Annotated in this window: 16 protein-coding genes; 8 read left to right on the forward strand and 8 right to left on the reverse strand. The window is 40.4% G+C overall.

The features are described from left to right. Positions 1-19 precede the first annotated feature (19 nt). Entirely contained in the window at positions 20-880 is an 861-nt protein-coding gene (locus IGJ19_RS01930) for an aldo/keto reductase (RefSeq protein ID WP_430604559.1), read from the forward strand. 267 nt (positions 881-1,147) lie between these two features. On the opposite strand, the gene IGJ19_RS01935 is transcribed toward IGJ19_RS01930, so the two are convergent. From IGJ19_RS01935 to IGJ19_RS01950, 4 genes are read right to left on the reverse strand one after another with little or no spacing between them, the layout of a single operon-like run. Beyond that, the gene (locus IGJ19_RS01935) at positions 1,148-1,672 is read right to left on the reverse strand and encodes a hypothetical protein (RefSeq protein ID WP_195513392.1); all 525 of its coding nucleotides are present in this window, start codon (positions 1,670-1,672) and stop codon (positions 1,148-1,150) included. 16 nt (positions 1,673-1,688) lie between these two features. Continuing rightward, positions 1,689-2,894, reverse strand: a complete 1,206-nt coding sequence (locus IGJ19_RS01940) for an ABC transporter permease (protein ID WP_195513394.1) — start codon at positions 2,892-2,894, stop codon at positions 1,689-1,691. Then, positions 2,891-3,565 carry an ABC transporter ATP-binding protein gene (locus IGJ19_RS01945; protein WP_195513396.1) on the reverse strand — a complete coding sequence of 225 codons (675 nt, stop codon included), beginning with the start codon at positions 3,563-3,565 and terminating at the stop codon, positions 2,891-2,893. Before IGJ19_RS01945 ends, IGJ19_RS01940 begins: the two co-directional genes overlap by 4 nt. After that, positions 3,549-4,799, reverse strand: a complete 1,251-nt coding sequence (locus tag IGJ19_RS01950) for an efflux RND transporter periplasmic adaptor subunit (RefSeq protein ID WP_272017943.1) — start codon at positions 4,797-4,799, stop codon at positions 3,549-3,551. Before IGJ19_RS01950 ends, IGJ19_RS01945 begins: the two co-directional genes overlap by 17 nt. Before the next feature lie 272 nt (positions 4,800-5,071). Here IGJ19_RS01950 and IGJ19_RS01955 point away from each other — a divergent pair, with 272 nt between their 5' ends. The 7 genes from IGJ19_RS01955 to IGJ19_RS01985 all read left to right on the forward strand — a co-directional run bounded on the left by IGJ19_RS01955 (position 5,072) and on the right by IGJ19_RS01985 (position 14,007). Further along, positions 5,072-6,115, forward strand: coding sequence for a sensor histidine kinase (locus tag IGJ19_RS01955; RefSeq protein WP_430604341.1), 1,044 nt, complete (start codon positions 5,072-5,074; stop codon positions 6,113-6,115). 23 nt (positions 6,116-6,138) lie between these two features. Continuing rightward, the gene (locus IGJ19_RS01960) at positions 6,139-6,816 is read left to right on the forward strand and encodes a response regulator transcription factor (protein ID WP_071866583.1); all 678 of its coding nucleotides are present in this window, start codon (positions 6,139-6,141) and stop codon (positions 6,814-6,816) included. A gap of 275 nt (positions 6,817-7,091) precedes the next feature. Continuing rightward, positions 7,092-8,390 (forward strand): NAD(P)/FAD-dependent oxidoreductase, encoded by a 1,299-nt coding sequence (locus IGJ19_RS01965; protein ID WP_195513403.1) that lies wholly within the window; start codon positions 7,092-7,094, stop codon positions 8,388-8,390. Continuing rightward, positions 8,380-9,840, forward strand: coding sequence for a helix-turn-helix domain-containing protein (locus IGJ19_RS01970; protein WP_430604342.1), 1,461 nt, complete (start codon positions 8,380-8,382; stop codon positions 9,838-9,840). Before IGJ19_RS01965 ends, IGJ19_RS01970 begins: the two co-directional genes overlap by 11 nt. Before the next feature lie 112 nt (positions 9,841-9,952). Next, complete coding sequence (glpK, locus tag IGJ19_RS01975) at positions 9,953-11,449, forward strand: glycerol kinase GlpK (protein WP_071866586.1); 1,497 nt, start codon at positions 9,953-9,955, stop codon at positions 11,447-11,449. Positions 11,450-11,465: 16 nt separating this feature from the next. Beyond that, positions 11,466-13,289: a type 1 glycerol-3-phosphate oxidase gene (gene glpO / locus IGJ19_RS01980; RefSeq protein ID WP_071866587.1), complete on the forward strand. Its 1,824-nt coding sequence runs from the start codon at positions 11,466-11,468 to the stop codon at positions 13,287-13,289. Position 13,290: 1 nt separating this feature from the next. Beyond that, positions 13,291-14,007 carry an MIP/aquaporin family protein gene (locus tag IGJ19_RS01985; RefSeq protein ID WP_010736418.1) on the forward strand — a complete coding sequence of 239 codons (717 nt, stop codon included), beginning with the start codon at positions 13,291-13,293 and terminating at the stop codon, positions 14,005-14,007. 118 nt (positions 14,008-14,125) lie between these two features. Here IGJ19_RS01985 and fucO read toward each other — a convergent pair whose 3' ends face one another. The 4 genes from fucO to rhaA all read right to left on the reverse strand — a co-directional run bounded on the left by fucO (position 14,126) and on the right by rhaA (position 18,631). Further along, complete coding sequence (fucO, locus tag IGJ19_RS01990) at positions 14,126-15,277, reverse strand: lactaldehyde reductase (protein ID WP_430604343.1); 1,152 nt, start codon at positions 15,275-15,277, stop codon at positions 14,126-14,128. A 5-nt stretch (positions 15,278-15,282) separates the two neighbouring features. Further along, positions 15,283-15,924 carry a sugar O-acetyltransferase gene (locus tag IGJ19_RS01995; RefSeq protein ID WP_272017940.1) on the reverse strand — a complete coding sequence of 214 codons (642 nt, stop codon included), beginning with the start codon at positions 15,922-15,924 and terminating at the stop codon, positions 15,283-15,285. Between the two features lie 17 nt (positions 15,925-15,941). Further along, complete coding sequence (gene rhaD, locus IGJ19_RS02000) at positions 15,942-16,766, reverse strand: rhamnulose-1-phosphate aldolase (RefSeq protein ID WP_272017939.1); 825 nt, start codon at positions 16,764-16,766, stop codon at positions 15,942-15,944. 608 nt (positions 16,767-17,374) lie between these two features. Beyond that, positions 17,375-18,631, reverse strand: coding sequence for an L-rhamnose isomerase (gene rhaA / locus IGJ19_RS02005; protein WP_019722530.1), 1,257 nt, complete (start codon positions 18,629-18,631; stop codon positions 17,375-17,377). Between the last annotated feature and the right edge of the window lie 8 nt (positions 18,632-18,639).

The following is an 18,639-nucleotide window of genomic DNA, read 5'->3' on the forward strand; positions in this document are numbered from 1 at the left end:
TTTGGAGAGGAAATCAATGATGGAAACACGGACCTTGAACAACGGATTGACAATTCCTGTACTTGGATTTGGTGTCTTTCAAATCTGGGAGCAAGAAGAATGTGAGCAAGTCGTTTTAGAAGCGCTGAATGCTGGCTATCGCCTGATTGATACTGCGGCTGTTTATTACAATGAAGAAGCCGTTGGTCGAGCAATCAAAAAAAGTGGGATTCCAAGAGAAGAGATCACTATTACAACCAAGTTATGGGTCACTGATGCTTCTTACGAGGGCGCATACAAAGCGTATGAACGTTCTTTACAAAAATTAGGGGTAGACTATATTGATATTTTCTTGATCCATCAACCTTACAATGATTATTATGGTGCATGGCGTGCCATGGAAGAACTCTATGATGCAGGCAAAGTAAAGGCGATCGGAGTCTCCAATTTTTCAACAGGTCGTTTGACTGATTTGATTTTGAATCATCGGATCAAACCAGTGATTAACCAAATCGAACAACATCCATACCGTCAACAAAAACAACAAAGAGAAACAGCCACGCATTTTGATGTCGTGACTGAAGCATGGAGTCCCTTTAACCAAGGAAAAGATGGGATCTTTGATGAACCAGTTTTAAAAGAATTAGCTGAAAAATACCATAAAACTGTCCCACAAATCATCCTACGTTGGCAAACACAACTAGGGATCATCACGATCCCTAAGTCTGTCCATGTGGATCGTATGAAGCAAAATATCGCCATTTTTGATTTCCGATTAACAGAAGAAGAATTAAATTTGATTGAACAGCTCGATCAAGCACCAGAGTCAACCGGACCTCGTGAACATCGAACCTTAGTTGAAAATCTGCATAATATCTCCATTGATCAAGCGGATCAATAACTGATATGCTGATGTGTAAAAAAGAGAGTATAGAAGCTTATAGTGTTTCTAAAAAGTAGTTCTTTAATACTTAATGCGGGTAGAAAACAGTCTTGTTTTCTACCCGCATTTTTTTGTTGAAAAACTTAGAAAACTGGGATCATATCATTCTCTAAACAATTGGATAGGAACGAAGTATCAATCAAGATAGATTGGTGTGTGATTTTAAAGTATAAGGGTGGTACATTTAGTTTTTTTCTTTTCTAATCAACCAGCTTTTCTAGCTATCTAATTGACTTGCATGACGATGACTTTGGTGGCAATAAAGGTATCGCCAACTTGTTGACCATAAAGATTGACGGATCTTTCAAGCTGTAAGTCTGCTCTTGAGCCTTCAACGATTCGAGAGTTTTGAGTTTGTGCATCATAAATAACGACTGTAATCTCAGTCTCACTGGTAATAGTAAAGCTTAATTTTTCGTCAGAGGAAACGGCCATGTCATAGGAATCTTCATCTTCATTTTTTTGATAAAATTTTGTGATCTCTAGTTCAAATTGATCACCATTCATAGACACAAGAATCCCAGACTCATCTGCTTGATCAAGTAAATCATTGGCACGATCAAAATCTGTTTGCTCGTTGTTGTTTTGCTCATCATCGCCACTTTGACTCGTTTCGGTTTGTTTTTGTGGGGGAGTGATTTGTGCATTGGTGGGGACGTTGTCATTGTTTACCTGTGACGGGTTGGAGCTAGTACCACAGCCAGTCAATACTATCGCTAAGAAGAGAATGGATAACATTCTTTTTTTCATAAAAACACCTTCCTGTTTATTCATATCGTAATGCTTCGATTGGTTTTAATTTTGACGCTTTATAGGCGGGTAAATAGCCAAAAATAGTACCGATCAGCATCGAAAAAGTAACACTGATCAAAATAGAAAGCAGAGATATCGTCAGTGGGTAATTGAGCAGATTCAGGGCGACCAGACTGATGATCGTGCCTAAAATTATACCAATCAATCCACCAATTACTGATAAGACGATTGCTTCTGTCAGGAATTGTCGCAAAATCACTTTTCGCTTGGCGCCTAATGCCTTCTTTAAGCCAATCTCTCTAGTTCGCTCTGTCACGCTGACCAGCATCGTATTCATGACTCCGATCCCACCGACTAACAAGGAAATACTGGCAATTCCGCCCAATAAAATCATATTTGAACGATTGATATCATCAGTCATCTTCTTTACTTCATCATAATTTCGAATGGAAAAAACAAAATCTGATGGTGGGATGCTTTTTGTCAGTTCATGGCTAGCCTGAACGACAGCTGATTCTAACACTTCTGCATTCGTAGCCTGAAACAATACCGTTGGCTTTTGATCAAGTTTCCCTTCAACTAGACGTTGGCTATTTCTAGGAATGAAAGCATATTTCCCTGAAAGTTGATCCGTTTCAGACTCTACGATACCGATGATTCGAAAAGGTGTTCCATTAATCTCAATCAGTTGATTTAAAGGGTTGCGATACTGAAAAAAAAACTCTGCCAAGTCAGCTGTGATCAGAGCGACTTGTTTTTGTGATTGTAATTCGGTTTCAGTCATTGCTCTACCTTTAAGAATCTTATGAGGCATGATTTCAAAGAAACTTCCATCCATTCCTAATACTACGGCATCGGTCTGTCGCTCTCTTTGAAAGACCGGCAAATTAGCTTCATAGAATAAGCTGACATTCTTGGCATGATCGATAGTCAGTAATTTTTGGAGTTCACCATCTGATATCTGAGGAGAATAGTCAGGCAGCCGATCATTTCTACCATTTTCTCCGGCAAGAAAGGCACTTCTGGCGTCATATTCGATACGCATTGAATTAGTAGAACCGCCAATCATCTGCTTTTTCATATTTTCAGTATTTCCATTGATAATACTCACAATAGAAATGATTGAAGCAATCCCAACAATGATTCCTAACATCGTCAACAGAGAGCGTAAACGATGCTGGTAAATCGATTGAATCGCTAACCGAATATTTTCTTTCATTCTTTGACCTCCTCAACAATCAAACCATCTTTTAAAAGAATTTGACGTTTGGCATAGTCAGCAACCTCTTGTTCATGTGTAATCAACACAACTGTCTTTCCCATATCATTTAGATTTGCGAATAGGGACATGATTTCATGACTATTGGCAGTGTCTAAGGAGCCGGTCGGTTCATCAGCTAAAATCACATTTGCCTCTCCAACCAGTGCTCGAGCAATGGCTACCCGCTGTTTTTGACCACCAGATAATTGATTGATCCTAAAATCGATTCGGTCAGCCAAACCGACACTTTCTAAGGCATGAATAGCTCGACATGTTCGTTCCTCTTGCATGACACCGGCATACAAAAGTGGTAAAGCAACATTTTGTAAAACGGGCAATTTTGGCAATAGTTCAAAATTTTGAAAAACAAAACCAATTTTTTGATTGCGAATTTCAGAAAGATCGTCTTCGTCCATTTGACTGGTTATCTTGCCATCAATTAGATAGCTTCCTTTTGTCGGTGTATCTAAGCAGCCGATAATATTCATCAAGGTCGATTTGCCGGAACCTGATCGTCCCATAATAGAAACAAACTCCCCATTGTCAATTGTTAGATTGATTTGATTCAAGACATGGATTTCACCAAGCCCTTGTTGGAACGTTTTACAGACATCAATTAGTTGGATCATTTGTTCTCACATCCATTCCTACTTTGACATCATTTGTGGGAAAGACAAGCTCGCTGTCCAAGTCTAGCTCACTTTCTAGCAAATACATTGCTTCATCCATTTCATCTTCGGACAACTCTACTTGTTTTTTGCTGATTTTATGATTTTCAACAACATAAATAAAAGGCTTGTCTTCTTCATAGAAAACGAATGATTTTGGCAGTTTGATTTCCGTTTGGTTTTCTTCGATCAGTTCCACAAAACAATGAGTACCAATGCTTGGTGGGGTTTCACTTTTATCCAAAGCGACTTCAAAGCTGAATTGAGATAAATTTGGGTTTGCACCTTGTTCTTCCACAACTACTGAAGGTTCTTTCATATCACCAACTCGTGTGATCTGTCCAGTCCATTGCTGACTACCGCCATTGCGATCCTTTAGTTGAACTTTTTGTCCCGGTTCCAGCTGACTGCGACGGAATTCATCTACGGTCCCTTTTAAAAACAGCCGGCTTGTGTCAACGATAGTCATGAAAGGGGACTCTGGGGCGGTTTCACTCGCACTCATATTCATTTGTCGTTCATCAATATCTTTGACGATTCCGTCAATACCAGCCTCCACGACATCTGAACCATGTTGTTCTTTGACGGAGTTCAACTCCAATTCTGCTCGTTCTAGTTCTAAGGTTGCATCGCCTATACTATTCTCTGAATTTTGAGCTTCCATCAATAGTTGACTTTGTTGTATTTCTAATTCATTTTTGCGATCTTCTAGCGCTTCTTTATCTTCATCCTTTGCGGTAGTGATTTTTTGTTTGGTCTCTTCCAATTGAGTAGTTACCTTGTTGTATTGTTCCCATTTCTGGTTTGTTTGTCGCTGGGCTTGTTCTACTGCACTCCTACGGTTTGCAGTAGTTTGCTCTGCTTCCTTAATAGCTAAAGATCCTTCAGGATTAGAATAAACAAACAGTGCTTGTCCGGCTTTCACTTGATCTCCCGCCGCAACTTTTTTTTCGACGACTGAGCCTCGCCCGCTATCTACCTTCACTTCAATGGTTCTCGCCGGTTCAATGACCCCCACCAAGTGAAAGTCATTTCTAGGTTGCAGATCTTGTAAAGATACACGCGTGATAGATGGGGCTTCTCGGCGATCACGCCTTAAAGTACTTGCCCCAGCTATACTCCCGATAACCAGTAGAGCACCAGTGACCATGATGGCTTTTTTAAAATTTTTTTTATGTTTTCTCAAACCTCTCACCTTCCTCATCGGTTAATTGGATGACTACCTTTATTTAAGCACTTCACCTACAAACGTTTTGAATGATTCTCTTAATATATTCTGAAGATTTCTTAAGAGATATTCTCTATTCGTTGTATCCTCGCTTTGTTATAATCAAGAATGAATGAAGACTATTTATTTGAAAGGAACTTTTCATGCATATTAAACATCCTCGCTTCGTTTTTTCTTTTTTAGGCATCTGCTTATTATTAGGAATCGTTTGGCTAATAAAGGAGACAAGAATCATTCACATGGTCATCGACGATTTTTTTTCAAAATTTGTCATGCAAGAAGTTGTTGGAACGAGTGACGGGGAAGGGGGGACGATTATTGGCAATTTTGTTGATTGGACGATGATCAAGCAACTCCTATTAGCATTCTCTCTCTTTCTTATTTTTATCGTTTCCTTAATCAACTATTTTATCTATCGCTACTACTCAAGAAAAAAGATTACACAAATCGCTGAAGGCATTCAGCCTTTTTTCTCTGGGTCTACGGAAGCTCCGACTAGAAGTATGCCAATCGATAATGAATTGTTAAAAATAAAAAATACGATGAACCGAAATGAAACCCTCCTAAAGGAAGAAACTCAACGAACAAAGGACTTGATCACTTATTTGGCTCACGACTTGAAGACACCTTTAGCCTCCGTGATCGGCTACCTCAACTTATTATTGGATACAAAGAACTTAACGAACGAACAAATGACTCAGTCTCTGACTATCGCTCTTGAAAAGTCTGAACGGTTGGAAACACTGATGAATGAATTTTTCGATATTACTCGATTCAATCTTCAAGATATCCAATTGTTTAAACGAGAACTTGATTTTGTGTTCTTATTAAAACAAATCCAGGAAGAATTTTACCCGTTGCTGAAAGAAAAAGGACAAGAGGTTCGGTATATCGGACCGGAAAGCTTGAAAATTGAAGCTGATAGTGAACAGTTAGCCAGAGTATTGAATAATCTGTTGAAAAACGCGATCGCCTACGCACCTGAACATACAATGATCACAATGGAACTATCGGTTTCTGAGCACCAAGCAACCTTTATTCTTGCCAATCAAAGTGAGCCCATCGAACAAGAGCAGCTAGAAGCATTATTTGAAAAGTTTTATCGCCTTGATCAAGCCCGTTCAACAAAAACCGGCGGTGCGGGACTAGGTCTAGCGATCGCCAAAGAAATCATTCTGGCTCATCAAGGAACCATTCAAGCTGCCAGCAAAAATAATGAGATCCAGATGTTTGTTACTTTGCCTTTGGGTAATGCAAAAATGAAGGGTTCAGAAAGCAACTAAGTTGAAAAGGACGGTCGATACGATTGGAAAAAATACTTTTAGTTGAAGATGAAAAAGAAATTTCAGACCTAATTCTCTTTTATTTGCAGAACGAGAATTTTTTAGTAACGACTTGCTCTGATGGGAAATCTGCTCAAACACAAATTGAACAAAATACATTTTCACTGGCAATTCTTGACGTGATGCTACCGGACATCTCGGGGTTCGAACTTTGTAAAGAAATCCGAAAAAATCATAACTATCCGATCATCATATTGACCGCAAAAACCGAGGAAATCGATAAGATCACAGGATTGACGATTGGCGCAGACGATTATATTACGAAGCCCTTTCGCCCATTAGAAGTAATTGCCCGAGTGAAGGCCCAGATTCGGCGATCCACTCAGTACAATGGATTTGATAAACACAAATTGATCGTTAAAGATTTGGTATTAGATGTTGATAAACGAAAATGTTTTTTACAGGAAGAAGAGCTTTTTCTGACACCAATCGAATTTTCCATCTTAAAATTATTGATGGAACGACAGGGACAAGTCATTAGCTCTGAAGAAATGTTTCAAGAAATTTGGGGCGAAAAATATTATACTTCCTCCAATAATACTATCATGGTCCACATTCGAAATTTAAGAGAAAAAATGCATGACACGCACAAGCAGTCTTCCTATATTAAAACGGTTTGGGGCATTGGCTATAAAATCTAAAGCTAAGATCAGAAAGCGTGGCATAAGTCAGGCAGTTTATACGCACAAAAACACAAGGGACATTCGAAAACCAACAAATTTCGAGTGCTCCTTGTGTTTTTATCTTCGATGTTTCAACTGATTTTTTTCGTTCGTCTAGCTCAATAGCGTGGCTTAGTGAACGGGATTGTCTGCTTATTTCCAGCGCGCGTCCACTACGATGCCCTTTACTGATTGAAACGTTTTCTAAGAAATGATACTCTAAGGATAACAGATGAAAAAGAGGAGAATAACATATGAGGATCGTAATCGTCGGTGGCTCATTTGCGGGCATTCAGACAGCTATTTCTTTGCGCAACGACTGTCCAGAAAGTGAGATAATCATTATTGAGAAGCAAGCGCGGATAGGCTTTATTCCGAATAGTGTCAATTTGATCTTAAAAGGGGAATTTCATGAAGAAGCGCATCATTATTGGATGACGAAAGAGCAATTGACTCAAGAACATCAGATAGCAGTACGGGTAGAAACAGAAGTGACTGCGCTAAACAGCGATAAAAACCAAATCCAATTAAATGATGGGGAAATATTGTCTTTCGATTTTCTTGTGATTGCGACAGGCTCACAACAACGCTTCCGTTTTAGTACACAAGAAAACGACACGATTTGGACAATCAAAGATCCTAAAACTTCGCAACAATTTCAACAACGTATTGGAAATGCAAAAAAAATCGCAGTGATCGGTGCAGGGCAAGTTGGCTTGGAACTCATCGAAGGATTAGCGAACTTGGGAAAAGAACTTCATCTGTATGAAAGCCAATCGACAGTTTTATTTCGATATTTTGATCCAGAGATGATCAAGCCGTTGTATCGCGAGCTGAACAATCGAGGTATTCGCTATTTCTTAAATGAACAAGTACAAGAAATCATTGAAGCAGAACAAACAAAGATCTTCACGGAAAAAAGAAGTGAGACGTATGATTTAGTCTTGTTAGCAAATTACACACGACCAGATAATCAATTATGGGAAGAATCCTTGCAATTGAATGATGATGGGACGATCTGGGTAAATGACTACCTGCAAACATCCCAGGAAAATATTTATGCGATCGGCGATGCCATCCAAGTAACCTATCGACCAACGCAAGAAAAGATGTACGTGTCTTTAGTCAACAATGCGATTCGAACAGCGAAGATCGCCAGTAAAAATATCAGTGGGCAACAAAAGAAGGATTTAGGTACGTATCGTCCCATCGGTAATCACTGGTTCGGACATTATTTTGGGAGTGTCGGTTTAACAGAAAGCGAAAGTATCTTTTATGCTGGGGAAATCAACACACAATATTTAACCACCAGAGCTTCTGCTGCGAACCAGGAGTTGATCCAAATAAAAGTGCTATTGACGGAAGAAGGAAAACTGATTGGCGCGCAATGTCATAGCCAAGCAGTGATTTTCTATCTTTTAGACCGACTGACTTTAGCAGTTGAGGAAGGATGGACACTCGCAGATCTGGAAGCGCGCGAATTCTTCTTTCAACCAGAGTATCGAGCGCCAACAGCTCTTGTAAAGGTGGTTGATTCTTTCGATGAAGATTGAAGAATTTTTAGAAAAAAAAGAGCAAATCCAAATTGAGATTTTACGAATGATTGTATTAGAAGGTGGTTCCGCTTCAATCAATGAGTTGCGCTCCTCTGTGAAATTATCAAAATCTGCCTTCGACCAATATATCGAAGACCTTGAATTGATCGGTCGTATGATGAAAACAAAGATTTCTGTCCGAAAAAATGAATTTCAAGTCGTCCTTGAATTAGATGAGCATACGAGTTTAGAAAAAATCATGCTTTTTTTGGTACAACAAAGCGTGAAATATCAGATCTTGACGTATCTTCTTGAACACCAACAAGCTTCAAGTGTTCGTTTGGCAACAGCTTTTACGATCAGTGAATCCTCTGTCTTTAGAAAAACCAAAGAATTGAATCAGCTATTGAAAGAGTTCTCTCTACAGATAAAGAATGGACAAATCCAAGGAGAAGAACTCCAGATCCGTTATTTTTATTATTCCTTATTTCAATTTTTCCCAGAGGCACAAAGACCACAGTATTTACAAGATACTCCAGATAAGCGTCCGTTGATAGTAGGATTGGCGCATGTGTTGAATACAACTTTTTCCCCACAATCATCGACAAAAATTGCGACATGGATCGGTATTACACGGAAAAGGTTACTGTCAGATAAGATAAAGTTTTCTAGTACAAAAGAGAAAAAAGAAATATACCAAGAGGATCAACTGTACCAGACCATCCATCCGGTGATTTCCTTATATCTTAGTCGAACAGCAGCTGATGTTACGGCGTATGAGTCGATGATGTTTTATAGTTTTCTCGTTACTTTCTCGGTACTGGAGGAAGAGACATTTTATCAATACGAGTTGACTCGTAGCAAAAAGTTACCTACAGCGGTGTTGGATACGTATATTCGAGAAACCATGCTGTGGCATTATCGACCAAGGCGTCTAAAAATCAAGGAAGAGAAAACAATTGGGTATCACTTGGCACAAATCAATAATGAGTTATACTTTTTTTCTGGCTATTTAACCATCTATGATCCGCCACACTTACTCATCCAACAACAACGCATGTTGGGTGATTCGTTGACTCAATTACTTGAACGATTGAAAAAAACGACAGTCGAACAGCTTCCTATGAAAAAATTGACCAATCAAGTTTTGGATAATCTGATGAGTCAATACGCGAATATTTTGATGATGATCGATTTCTATATTGAAAAATCTGTGGTTATTGGCATTGATCTACACTCCTTACCGATCTATCGGGTTGCTTTCCAACAGTTCTTGATTCGAGAGTTAAAGGGGATCAGCGGGATCGTGATCGAAGAAGTCCAACCAGAAAAAAGTTATGATTTTGTGATCACCTTCAATCAGGATAAAAAAGGTCAAGAGTACTATTATCTATCGGAGTTTGCTTCAAGTTATGATATTTTAAGGTTAAAGCAAAAAATCGAGCAAGAAAAAAAAGCCAAAAATTAAAAAACTGTCAAAAAAAAAGTGAATTGCTATTTTTTTGGCAGTTTCTACTCCTTAAATAGGTGTACCATAAAAGTAGTTAAAGAAAGCGTTTGCAAAAATGGAGGAGATCATAATGACAGAATCAACGTATATCATGGCGATTGACCAAGGGACAACAAGCTCACGAGCGATTATCTTTGATAAAAAAGGAAGACACATCGGTAGTTCGCAAAAGGAATTCACACAATATTTTCCCCGAGAAAGCTGGGTAGAACATGATGCGAATGAAATCTGGAACTCCGTACAATCAGTTATCGCAGGTGCGTTTATTGAATCTGGTATCAAGCCAACACAAATCGCCGGTATTGGTATCACGAATCAACGTGAAACAACAGTGATTTGGGAAAAAGATACAGGACGTCCGATTTATCATGCTGTAGTGTGGCAATCGCGTCAATCCGCTAGTATTGCTAACAAATTAAAAGAAGACGGACACCAAGAGTTTTTCCATGAAAAAACTGGTTTAGTCATTGATGCGTATTTCTCTGCTACTAAGATTCGCTGGATCTTAGACCATGTAGAAGGTGCACAAGAGCGAGCAGAAAAAGGCGAGTTGATGTTTGGAACGATCGATTCATGGCTTGTTTGGAAGTTGACAGATGGACAAGCACATGTAACCGATTACTCGAATGCGAGTCGTACAATGTTGTTCAATATCCATGAATTGGATTGGGATCAAGAAATTTTAGATCTACTGAATATTCCCCGAGTGATGTTACCGAAAGTAACCTCAAATTCGGAGGTTTACGGTTATACACAAGGGTACCATTTCTATGGTAGTGAAGCACCGATTTCTGGTATGGCAGGAGACCAACAAGCAGCCTTATTCGGTCAAATGGCTTTTGAGCCAGGAATGGTCAAAAATACGTATGGTACAGGTTCATTTATTGTGATGAACACAGGTGAAAAACCACAATTATCTAAAAACAATCTGTTGACGACGATTGGTTACGGAATAAATGGAAAGGTTTACTATGCGCTAGAAGGTAGTATCTTCGTAGCTGGTTCCTCGATCCAATGGTTACGTGATGGCTTACAAATGCTACAAAAAGCGAGTGATTCAGAAGATGCAGCGAAGCGTTCGACTAGTGATGATGAAGTTTACGTCGTACCTGCTTTTGTTGGACTTGGCGCTCCTTACTGGGATCAAGCAGCACGTGGCTCTATGTTTGGCCTTACTCGAGGAACAACAAAAGAGGATATCATCAAGGCGACACTACAATCCATTGCCTACCAAGTTAGAGATATCATCGATACGATGCAAGATGATACAGGCATCCAGATTCCTGTGTTAAAAGTCGATGGAGGTGCAGCCAATAATGAATACTTGATGCAGTTCCAAACCGATATCTTGAATGTACCGATCCAACGTGCCGGTAACTTGGAGACCACTGCATTAGGTGCTGCCTTTCTTGCAGGATTAGCAGTTGGTTATTGGAAAGATACGGATGAAATTCGTGAGTTTTACGAAGCTGGTAAAATCTTCGAGGCGGAAATGCCAGAAGAGCGTAGAGAAAAACTTTACACTGGTTGGAAAAAAGCAGTGAAAGCAACTCAAGCATTTGAGTAAAGGGAGGGAACACAAGATGTTTTCAAAAAAAACAAGACAAGATAACATTGACCACATGAAACAAGAAGAATTAGATCTTTTGATTATCGGGGGCGGAATCACTGGTGCAGGTGTCGCAATCCAAGCAGCTGCTTCAGGTATTAAAACCGGTTTGATCGAAATGCAGGATTTTGCAGAAGGAACGTCTTCACGCTCAACCAAGTTAGTTCATGGGGGGATTCGTTACCTAAAAACGTTTGACGTTGAAGTGGTAGCAGATACAGTAGGCGAACGTGCAGTGGTACAACAAGTGGCACCGCATATCCCTAAACCAGATCCGATGTTATTGCCGATTTATGAAGGAGAAGGCGCAACGACATTCAATATGTTTTCTGTAAAAGTAGCGATGGATCTTTATGATAAATTAGCAAAAGTAACTGGAACGAAGTATGAAAACTATACGTTGACACCTGAAGAAGTTCTTGAACGTGAGCCGTTTCTTAAAAAAGATGGCTTAACAGGTGCCGGTGTCTACTTGGATTTCCGGAATAATGATTCCCGTTTAGTGATCGATAATATCAAAAAAGCGGCAGAAGATGGAGCATATCTTGTCAGCAAAATGAAAGCTACCGGTTTTATCTATGAAGGTGACCAGATCATCGGAGTCAAAGCGCGTGATTTGTTAAGTGATGAAGTCATTGAGATCCGAGCAAAAGTAGTGATCAACACAAGTGGACCGTGGGTGGATAAGATCCGCAACCTGAACTTCAAGCGTGCGATCTCACCAAAAATGCGTCCGACAAAAGGTGTCCATTTAGTAGTCGATGCGAAGAAACTACCTGTGCCACAGCCTACTTATTTCGATACAGGAAAACAAGATGGTCGGATGGTCTTTGCGATTCCTCGTGAAAACAAAACGTATTTTGGGACAACAGATACCGATTACCAAGGTGATTTTACAGACCCTCAAGTAACACAAGAAGATGTGGATTACTTACTAGATGTGATCAATCATCGTTATCCAGAAGCAAATATCACTTTGGCTGATATCGAATCAAGTTGGGCAGGATTACGCCCGTTATTGATCGGCAATGCCGGTTCTGACTACAACGGTGGTGACAACGGTTCGATCTCTGATAAAAGCTTCCGTAAAGTCGTTGATACGGTAACGGATTATAAGGAAAGCAAGGTATCACGAGTAGAAGTCGAAGATGTGTTGAATCACTTAGAAAGTAGTCGTGATGAAAAAGCACCATCAACTGTTTCTCGCGGTAGTTCATTAGAACGTGAACCAGATGGACTAGTTACTTTATCTGGTGGTAAAATCACCGATTATCGCAAAATGGCAGAAGGCGCGATGAAATTGATCCGTCAACTGTTACAAGAAGAGTATGGTGTAACTGTAAAAGAGATTGATTCCAAGACTTATTCGATCTCAGGTGGCGATTTTGATCCGACGAAACAAGAAGAAATGGTCGAAGAATATACAAAAATCGGTGTGGAAGCAGGTCTTGATGAAAAAGATGCTGCATATATCGCAGATTTCTACGGAACAAATGCGAAACACATCTTTGAATTAGCGAAAGAAATGAGTCCTTATCCAGGATTGACTTTGGCAGAATCTGCGCGTTTGCGTTACGGTTTAGAAAACGAAATGGTCTTAGTTCCAGGTGACTATTTGATTCGCCGTACCAACCATCTACTTTTTGAAAGAGATCAGTTGGATGCCATCAAACAACCGATCATTGATGCGATTGCTGCATACTTTGAATGGACAGATGAAGAAAAAGAACGTGAAACGCAACATTTAGAACAACTGATCGCTGAGTCAGACTTACGTGACCTGAAAGGAGAAAAATAAAATGAATGCAGACATGACCCAAATCATGGGAGAATTTATTGGAACGATGATTTTGATCCTTTTAGGGGACGGCGTATGTGCGGCAGTGAATTTAAACAAAAGTAAAGCGCAAGCCTCCGGTTGGATCGTCATTGCATTTGGTTGGGCAATGGCTGTTACGATGGCAGTATTTATTTCAGGATTCATGGGACCCGCTCATTTAAATCCTGCGGTAACACTTGGGATGGCAATGACAGGGGCAATCGGTTGGAATTTGGTTTTCCCATTCATCATCGCGCAATTACTAGGTGCGATCGTTGGTGCGGTACTTGTTTGGTTATCTTATTTGCCACATTGGTCAGCAACAAAGGATCAAGGGGCAATCTTAGGAACCTTTGCGACTGGACCAGCCATCCGCAACTATCCTGCTAACTTTATTACAGAGTTGATCGGTACGTTCGTTTTAGTCTTAGGACTATTGGCATTTGGCCAAACAGAATTTGCTGGTGGAACAAATGTATTTGCTGTTGGAGGATTGATTTTAGCTATCGGGTTATCACTAGGTGGTTCCACAGGATATGCGATCAATCCAGCTCGTGACTTAGGTCCACGTATCGCTCATGCGATTTTACCAATCGCTAATAAAGGTGGTTCTGACTGGGGTTATTCATGGGTACCGATTGCAGGACCAATGGTTGGGGCAATCGTCGCAGTAGGTATGTACACGTTGATGGTTTAATAAAGTAGATTTTGTATATAAAAATAAAATAAATGGTTCTCTTGGTCGTTGTTCACAAACCAGGAGAACCGTTTTTTATTTTATAAGTCAAAGTGTAATAACAAGAGATACAACAAAGTTACATCAAGCTTTGATAGATAGCGATGATTTCTGCTACGTTCGTTTCTCTTGGATTTCCTGGGGTACAGACATCATTGAGCGCATCTTCAGCAATTTTTGCAATATCCGCTTCTTTGACTCCTAGTTCGGAGATCGTCGCAGGAATACCAACTTTTTTCGACAAAGCATCAATCGCTTCGCAAGCGGCATCACGAATGTCCTCGATGGAACGAGATTCTGCGTCTTTGATGTTCAACGCCTTCGCGATTTCTCGATATTTATTGCCTGTAAACTCTTTATTGTATTTCATGACTGTTGGTAATAAGGCAGCGCAAGCGACACCGTGGGGGATGTCATACCATGCGGATAATGGATGCGCCATTCCATGCACAAGGCCTAACCCGACATTTGAAAAACCCATTCCTGCCAGGTACTGTCCTAAAGCCATATCTTCTCGGCCTTTTGGATCACCATTCACGGAATCGGCTAAACTACGACCGATGATCTCAATGGCTTTGAGATGGAACATGTCACTCATTTCCCATGCGCCTTTCGTGATCAACCCCTCGATAGCATGAGTCATCGCATCCATCCCAGTTGCCGCACACAAGGCTTTCGGCATGCCCATCATCAAATCACTGTCAACAAAGGCAACGATTGGAATATCATGAGGATCAACACATACAAATTTACGAGAACGCTCTTTGTCAGTGATCACATAGTTGATCGTGACTTCAGCGGCCGTACCAGAAGTAGTCGGAACAGCTAAGATCGGCAAGCTTGGATGTTTTGTATCTGCCACGCCTTCTAGACTACGGACATCAGAAAACTCTGGATTTGTTACGATGATTCCAATGGCTTTGGCTGTGTCGATCGGCGAACCTCCGCCAATTGCTAGAATCACATCCGCTTTCGCTGCTTGAACGAAAGCCACACCCTGTTTTACATTCTCAATCGTTGGATTAGGTACGATACCATCGTAAATTTCATAAGCAATCTCTGCCTCATCTAATAGAGTAGTGACTTTTGCTACAACACCGATTTTATGCAACTCTTTATCAGTGATCACAACCGCTTTTTTGAAATTTCTGGCATGAAATTCTGTTGGGATAGCTGCAATAGCCCCTTTTCCATGATAGGATGTTTCATTTAAAATCATTCGATTTGCCATTTGGTTTACTCTCCTTTAGGTAGGTCGGTTTCAGAAATTATATATTCTGGTGGATAACGCAGTTTTTTGAAATAATAGGTGCGATCTTTTTTATTGAATGTCCGCACCACACGACAAGGATTTCCTACTGCTAAAGAATTAGCTGGAATATCCTTCGTGACGACACTTCCTGCCCCAATCACTACATGATCACCGATCGTCACCCCGGGAAGTACGGATGTATTTGCACCGATCCAAACATTGTCGCCGATCGTAACAGGCGCCCCAAATTCTGCTTGGTACTCTTGGCGTAAAACTGGATCTAAGGCATGACCGGCTGTGTAGATCCCAACATTTGGAGCAAGTAAGACATCCTTACCGATCGTGATCGGAGCGACATCAAGTAACGTGCAATTATTATTGGCTAAAAAGTTTTCTCCGACAGTGATATTGATACCATAGTCACAGTGAAAGGGTTGCTCAACAAAAAGTTCATCACCTGTTTTCTTGAACATTTTTTTGATCAATAGCTGACGTTCAGATAATTTTCGAGGATGGATATGATTGAATTCATAAAGGAGATCTCTCGTGACCAAACGAAGCTGCAATAATTCTTCATCTTGACGATAGACCTCACCAGAAATCATTTTTTCGACATTGGATTTCATTTTGCACCTCACGATTGTTAATCGTTCAAATAGCCAGCACGTGGGACAACCCCAAACGCATCAGCCAGTAATTTCAAATTGTCATCTTCTAACGTTTGTTTGATGCCACCTTGTGCCATGACGATCGTATAGATTTGGGCAGCTTTTTCAGCTGTTTCAATCAAACCAAATGTTTCATCCATATCTTTTCCAGAACCATAGATCCCATGTTGTGGCCAAACGACTAAACGGGTTTCTTTCATTTTTGCAGCAGTTGCTTCGCCGATTTCATTCGAACCGGGAACTAACCATGGAATGACCGAGATGCCTTCTGGGAAGACAACTAAGCACTCTGTACACATTTGCCATAATGTACGAGTCAATTCGCGTTCAGAAAGTGGATGGCTAAAAGTCATGGCTAACAAGTGTGTTGCGTGACAATGCATGACGATGCGGTTATCTGGATCGACACTTAATCGAGCGATATGGCTCATGAAATGACTTGGTAACTCAGAAGTCGGAACAGCATCAGGGGCTAATCCCCATAAAATGTCGATCGCATGACCATCTTCGGTCACACGGATCAATCCAAGATTTTCTTCTGGCTCTGCCTGTACATTTTTAAAATATTTTCCAGACCCTGTCACTAAGAAATACCTTCCGGCTAATTCTTGGGCATCAAATGGCAACGGCAGTGTTCGTAAAACTTTCGTAGGGTCGATAAAAGGTAGGATTTGCGCTTCTTCTAATAAATAGGTGATATTCCCACCATTACGTTCATCCCATCCTAGGCGGTACATATTGGTTGTTGCTTGAATCATCTCTTGTACAAATGGAGCAGTGAGCATCGCTAATTTTTTCACGAGTGAGACCTCTTTTCTTTTTCTGATGAATAGAAAGAACATGTAGTATGTGGTTATTTTGTAAATCAACAGAAAGAACCTCAAAATCAGTTAGACGGATTCTCGAAAGCTTCTGTTGATAGGTGAGGGGCTTTTTTACAACTTGATAGATAGTGTTCATGAAGCAACACTTCGGTCATAAGCCAGAAAAATCAAAAATGAACCAGCCATTTTCGATTTTCTATCTTACTGCTCAGGTCAGAGCGCTTCTTTCACGACCTAATAAACGGTGTTCAAGAAGCTGACCTTCAACATTAAGCTGAAAAATCAAAAAATATGAAAAGCTATTTTCTGATTTTCCATCTTACTGCTCAGGTCAGAGCGCTTCTTTCACGACCTCTGATAAACGGTGTTCGAAAGCCAGCTCCTTCAATATTAAGTCAAAAATCGAAAAAATATGAGGAACTATTTTCTCAATTTCCTTCTTAATATTCGGAGCTGAACGGCTTTCTCACAACCTTGATAAACGGTGTTCAAGAAGCAACACTTCGGTCATAAGCCAGAAAAATCAAAAATGAAACAGCCATTTTCGATTTTCCTGTCTTATGCCTTAGTGCTGAACGCTTCTTTCACAACCTCTTACTTTGTACGTCTTTTTCGTATTGTAGGACTTCTTGGTACCAGTCCATGCCTACTGGGACGTTGTTGATTTCACAGAAGTAATTCCAAACGTCGGCGTATGGGAAGTCTTTTAATTCTTCAGTGAAGGCTAAGCGTTTGGTGAAGTCGAAGTTTAGTTCGGCTTCTTTTAATTCTTCGATTGGTTCAAGCATGGCTTTTAACAATGCTTTTTGGGTGTTTCTTGTACCGATTGCCCATGCGGCGATCCGGTTGATGGTTGCGTCAAAGAAATCGAGACCGATCGCTGTTTTTTCAAGTAAGTGATTGCGGACTAATTCTTTGCCTATTTCTTGTAATTCGTCATCCATGATCACAACATGGTCTGAATCCCAGCGTACAGGACGAGAGACGTGAAGCATGATCCCTTTAGAGAATAAGGCGAGAGACGAAAGTTTGTTGGAGATGACCTCGGTTGGATGGAAGTGTCCTGCGTCTAGGCAGATCAATTTGTTCCGCGTCAAGCCATAGCCCATATAAAATTCGTGTGAACCTACTGTGTAAGCTTCGGCACCCAGTCCGAATAGTTTGGATTCCACAGCATCTTGCGTATATTCTTCGTTGAGTTCTTCTGAGAAAATCTCATCTAAAGATTCCATCAATCGTTGACGTGGAGATAGGCGATCGATTGGATTGTCTTTCATTCCATCAGGCATCCAAAAATTATCGATACAGGTTTGTCCGATTTCTTTTCCCATATACTCGGCGATTTTACGAGCGCGTTTCCCATGTTCGATCCAGTAATCCCGTACTTCTTTGTCTGGATGAGCAAGTGTCAAGCCATCTTTCATCATTGGGTGAGAGAAGAAGGTTGGGTTGAAATCAAGACCGATCCCTTGTTCTTTTGCCCATGCGACCCATTTCTCGAAATGTTTTGGTTCGATCTCATTCAAATCGACCGGTTCATCTGTATCTAGATACATAGCATGTAAATTCAATTTATGATTCCCAGGGATCAATGAGAAAGCTTTTTCTAAATCTTGGCGTAATTGGTCCGGCGTATGGGCGGCTCCAGGATAGTTTCCTGTAGCCATGATGCCACCAGTCAGTTCTCCATCTGGTGTCAAGAATCCTTTGACATCATCGCCTTGCCAACAATGCATTGAAATCTTCACTTCTGCGAGTTTCTGCAAGACTTCCTCGGTATCAACACCGATACTCGCATATTTTGCTTTGGCTTCTTCGTAACGTTCTTTGACATTCATCATATTGAATC

Source organism: Enterococcus sp. DIV1368b (assembly GCF_050529595.1).
Lineage (GTDB): Bacteria > Bacillota > Bacilli > Lactobacillales > Enterococcaceae > Enterococcus_B > Enterococcus_B mundtii.

What these genes read in the sequence shown, in the direction of transcription:
- IGJ19_RS01930 (WP_430604559.1), top strand. Translation starts at nt 20, where the DNA reads ATGGAAACACGGACCTTGAACAACGGATTGACAATTCCTGTACTTGGA.
- IGJ19_RS01935 (WP_195513392.1), bottom strand. Translation starts at nt 1,672, where the DNA reads ATGAAAAAAAGAATGTTATCCATTCTCTTCTTAGCGATAGTATTGACT.
- IGJ19_RS01940 (WP_195513394.1), bottom strand. Translation starts at nt 2,894, where the DNA reads ATGAAAGAAAATATTCGGTTAGCGATTCAATCGATTTACCAGCATCGT.
- IGJ19_RS01945 (WP_195513396.1), bottom strand. Translation starts at nt 3,565, where the DNA reads ATGATCCAACTAATTGATGTCTGTAAAACGTTCCAACAAGGGCTTGGT.
- IGJ19_RS01955 (WP_430604341.1), top strand. Translation starts at nt 5,072, where the DNA reads ATGGTCATCGACGATTTTTTTTCAAAATTTGTCATGCAAGAAGTTGTT.
- IGJ19_RS01965 (WP_195513403.1), top strand. Translation starts at nt 7,092, where the DNA reads ATGAGGATCGTAATCGTCGGTGGCTCATTTGCGGGCATTCAGACAGCT.
- IGJ19_RS01970 (WP_430604342.1), top strand. Translation starts at nt 8,380, where the DNA reads ATGAAGATTGAAGAATTTTTAGAAAAAAAAGAGCAAATCCAAATTGAG.
- glpK (WP_071866586.1), top strand. Translation starts at nt 9,953, where the DNA reads ATGACAGAATCAACGTATATCATGGCGATTGACCAAGGGACAACAAGC.
- glpO (WP_071866587.1), top strand. Translation starts at nt 11,466, where the DNA reads ATGTTTTCAAAAAAAACAAGACAAGATAACATTGACCACATGAAACAA.
- IGJ19_RS01985 (WP_010736418.1), top strand. Translation starts at nt 13,291, where the DNA reads ATGAATGCAGACATGACCCAAATCATGGGAGAATTTATTGGAACGATG.
- fucO (WP_430604343.1), bottom strand. Translation starts at nt 15,277, where the DNA reads ATGGCAAATCGAATGATTTTAAATGAAACATCCTATCATGGAAAAGGG.
- IGJ19_RS01995 (WP_272017940.1), bottom strand. Translation starts at nt 15,924, where the DNA reads ATGAAATCCAATGTCGAAAAAATGATTTCTGGTGAGGTCTATCGTCAA.
- rhaA (WP_019722530.1), bottom strand. Translation starts at nt 18,631, where the DNA reads ATGATGAATGTCAAAGAACGTTACGAAGAAGCCAAAGCAAAATATGCG.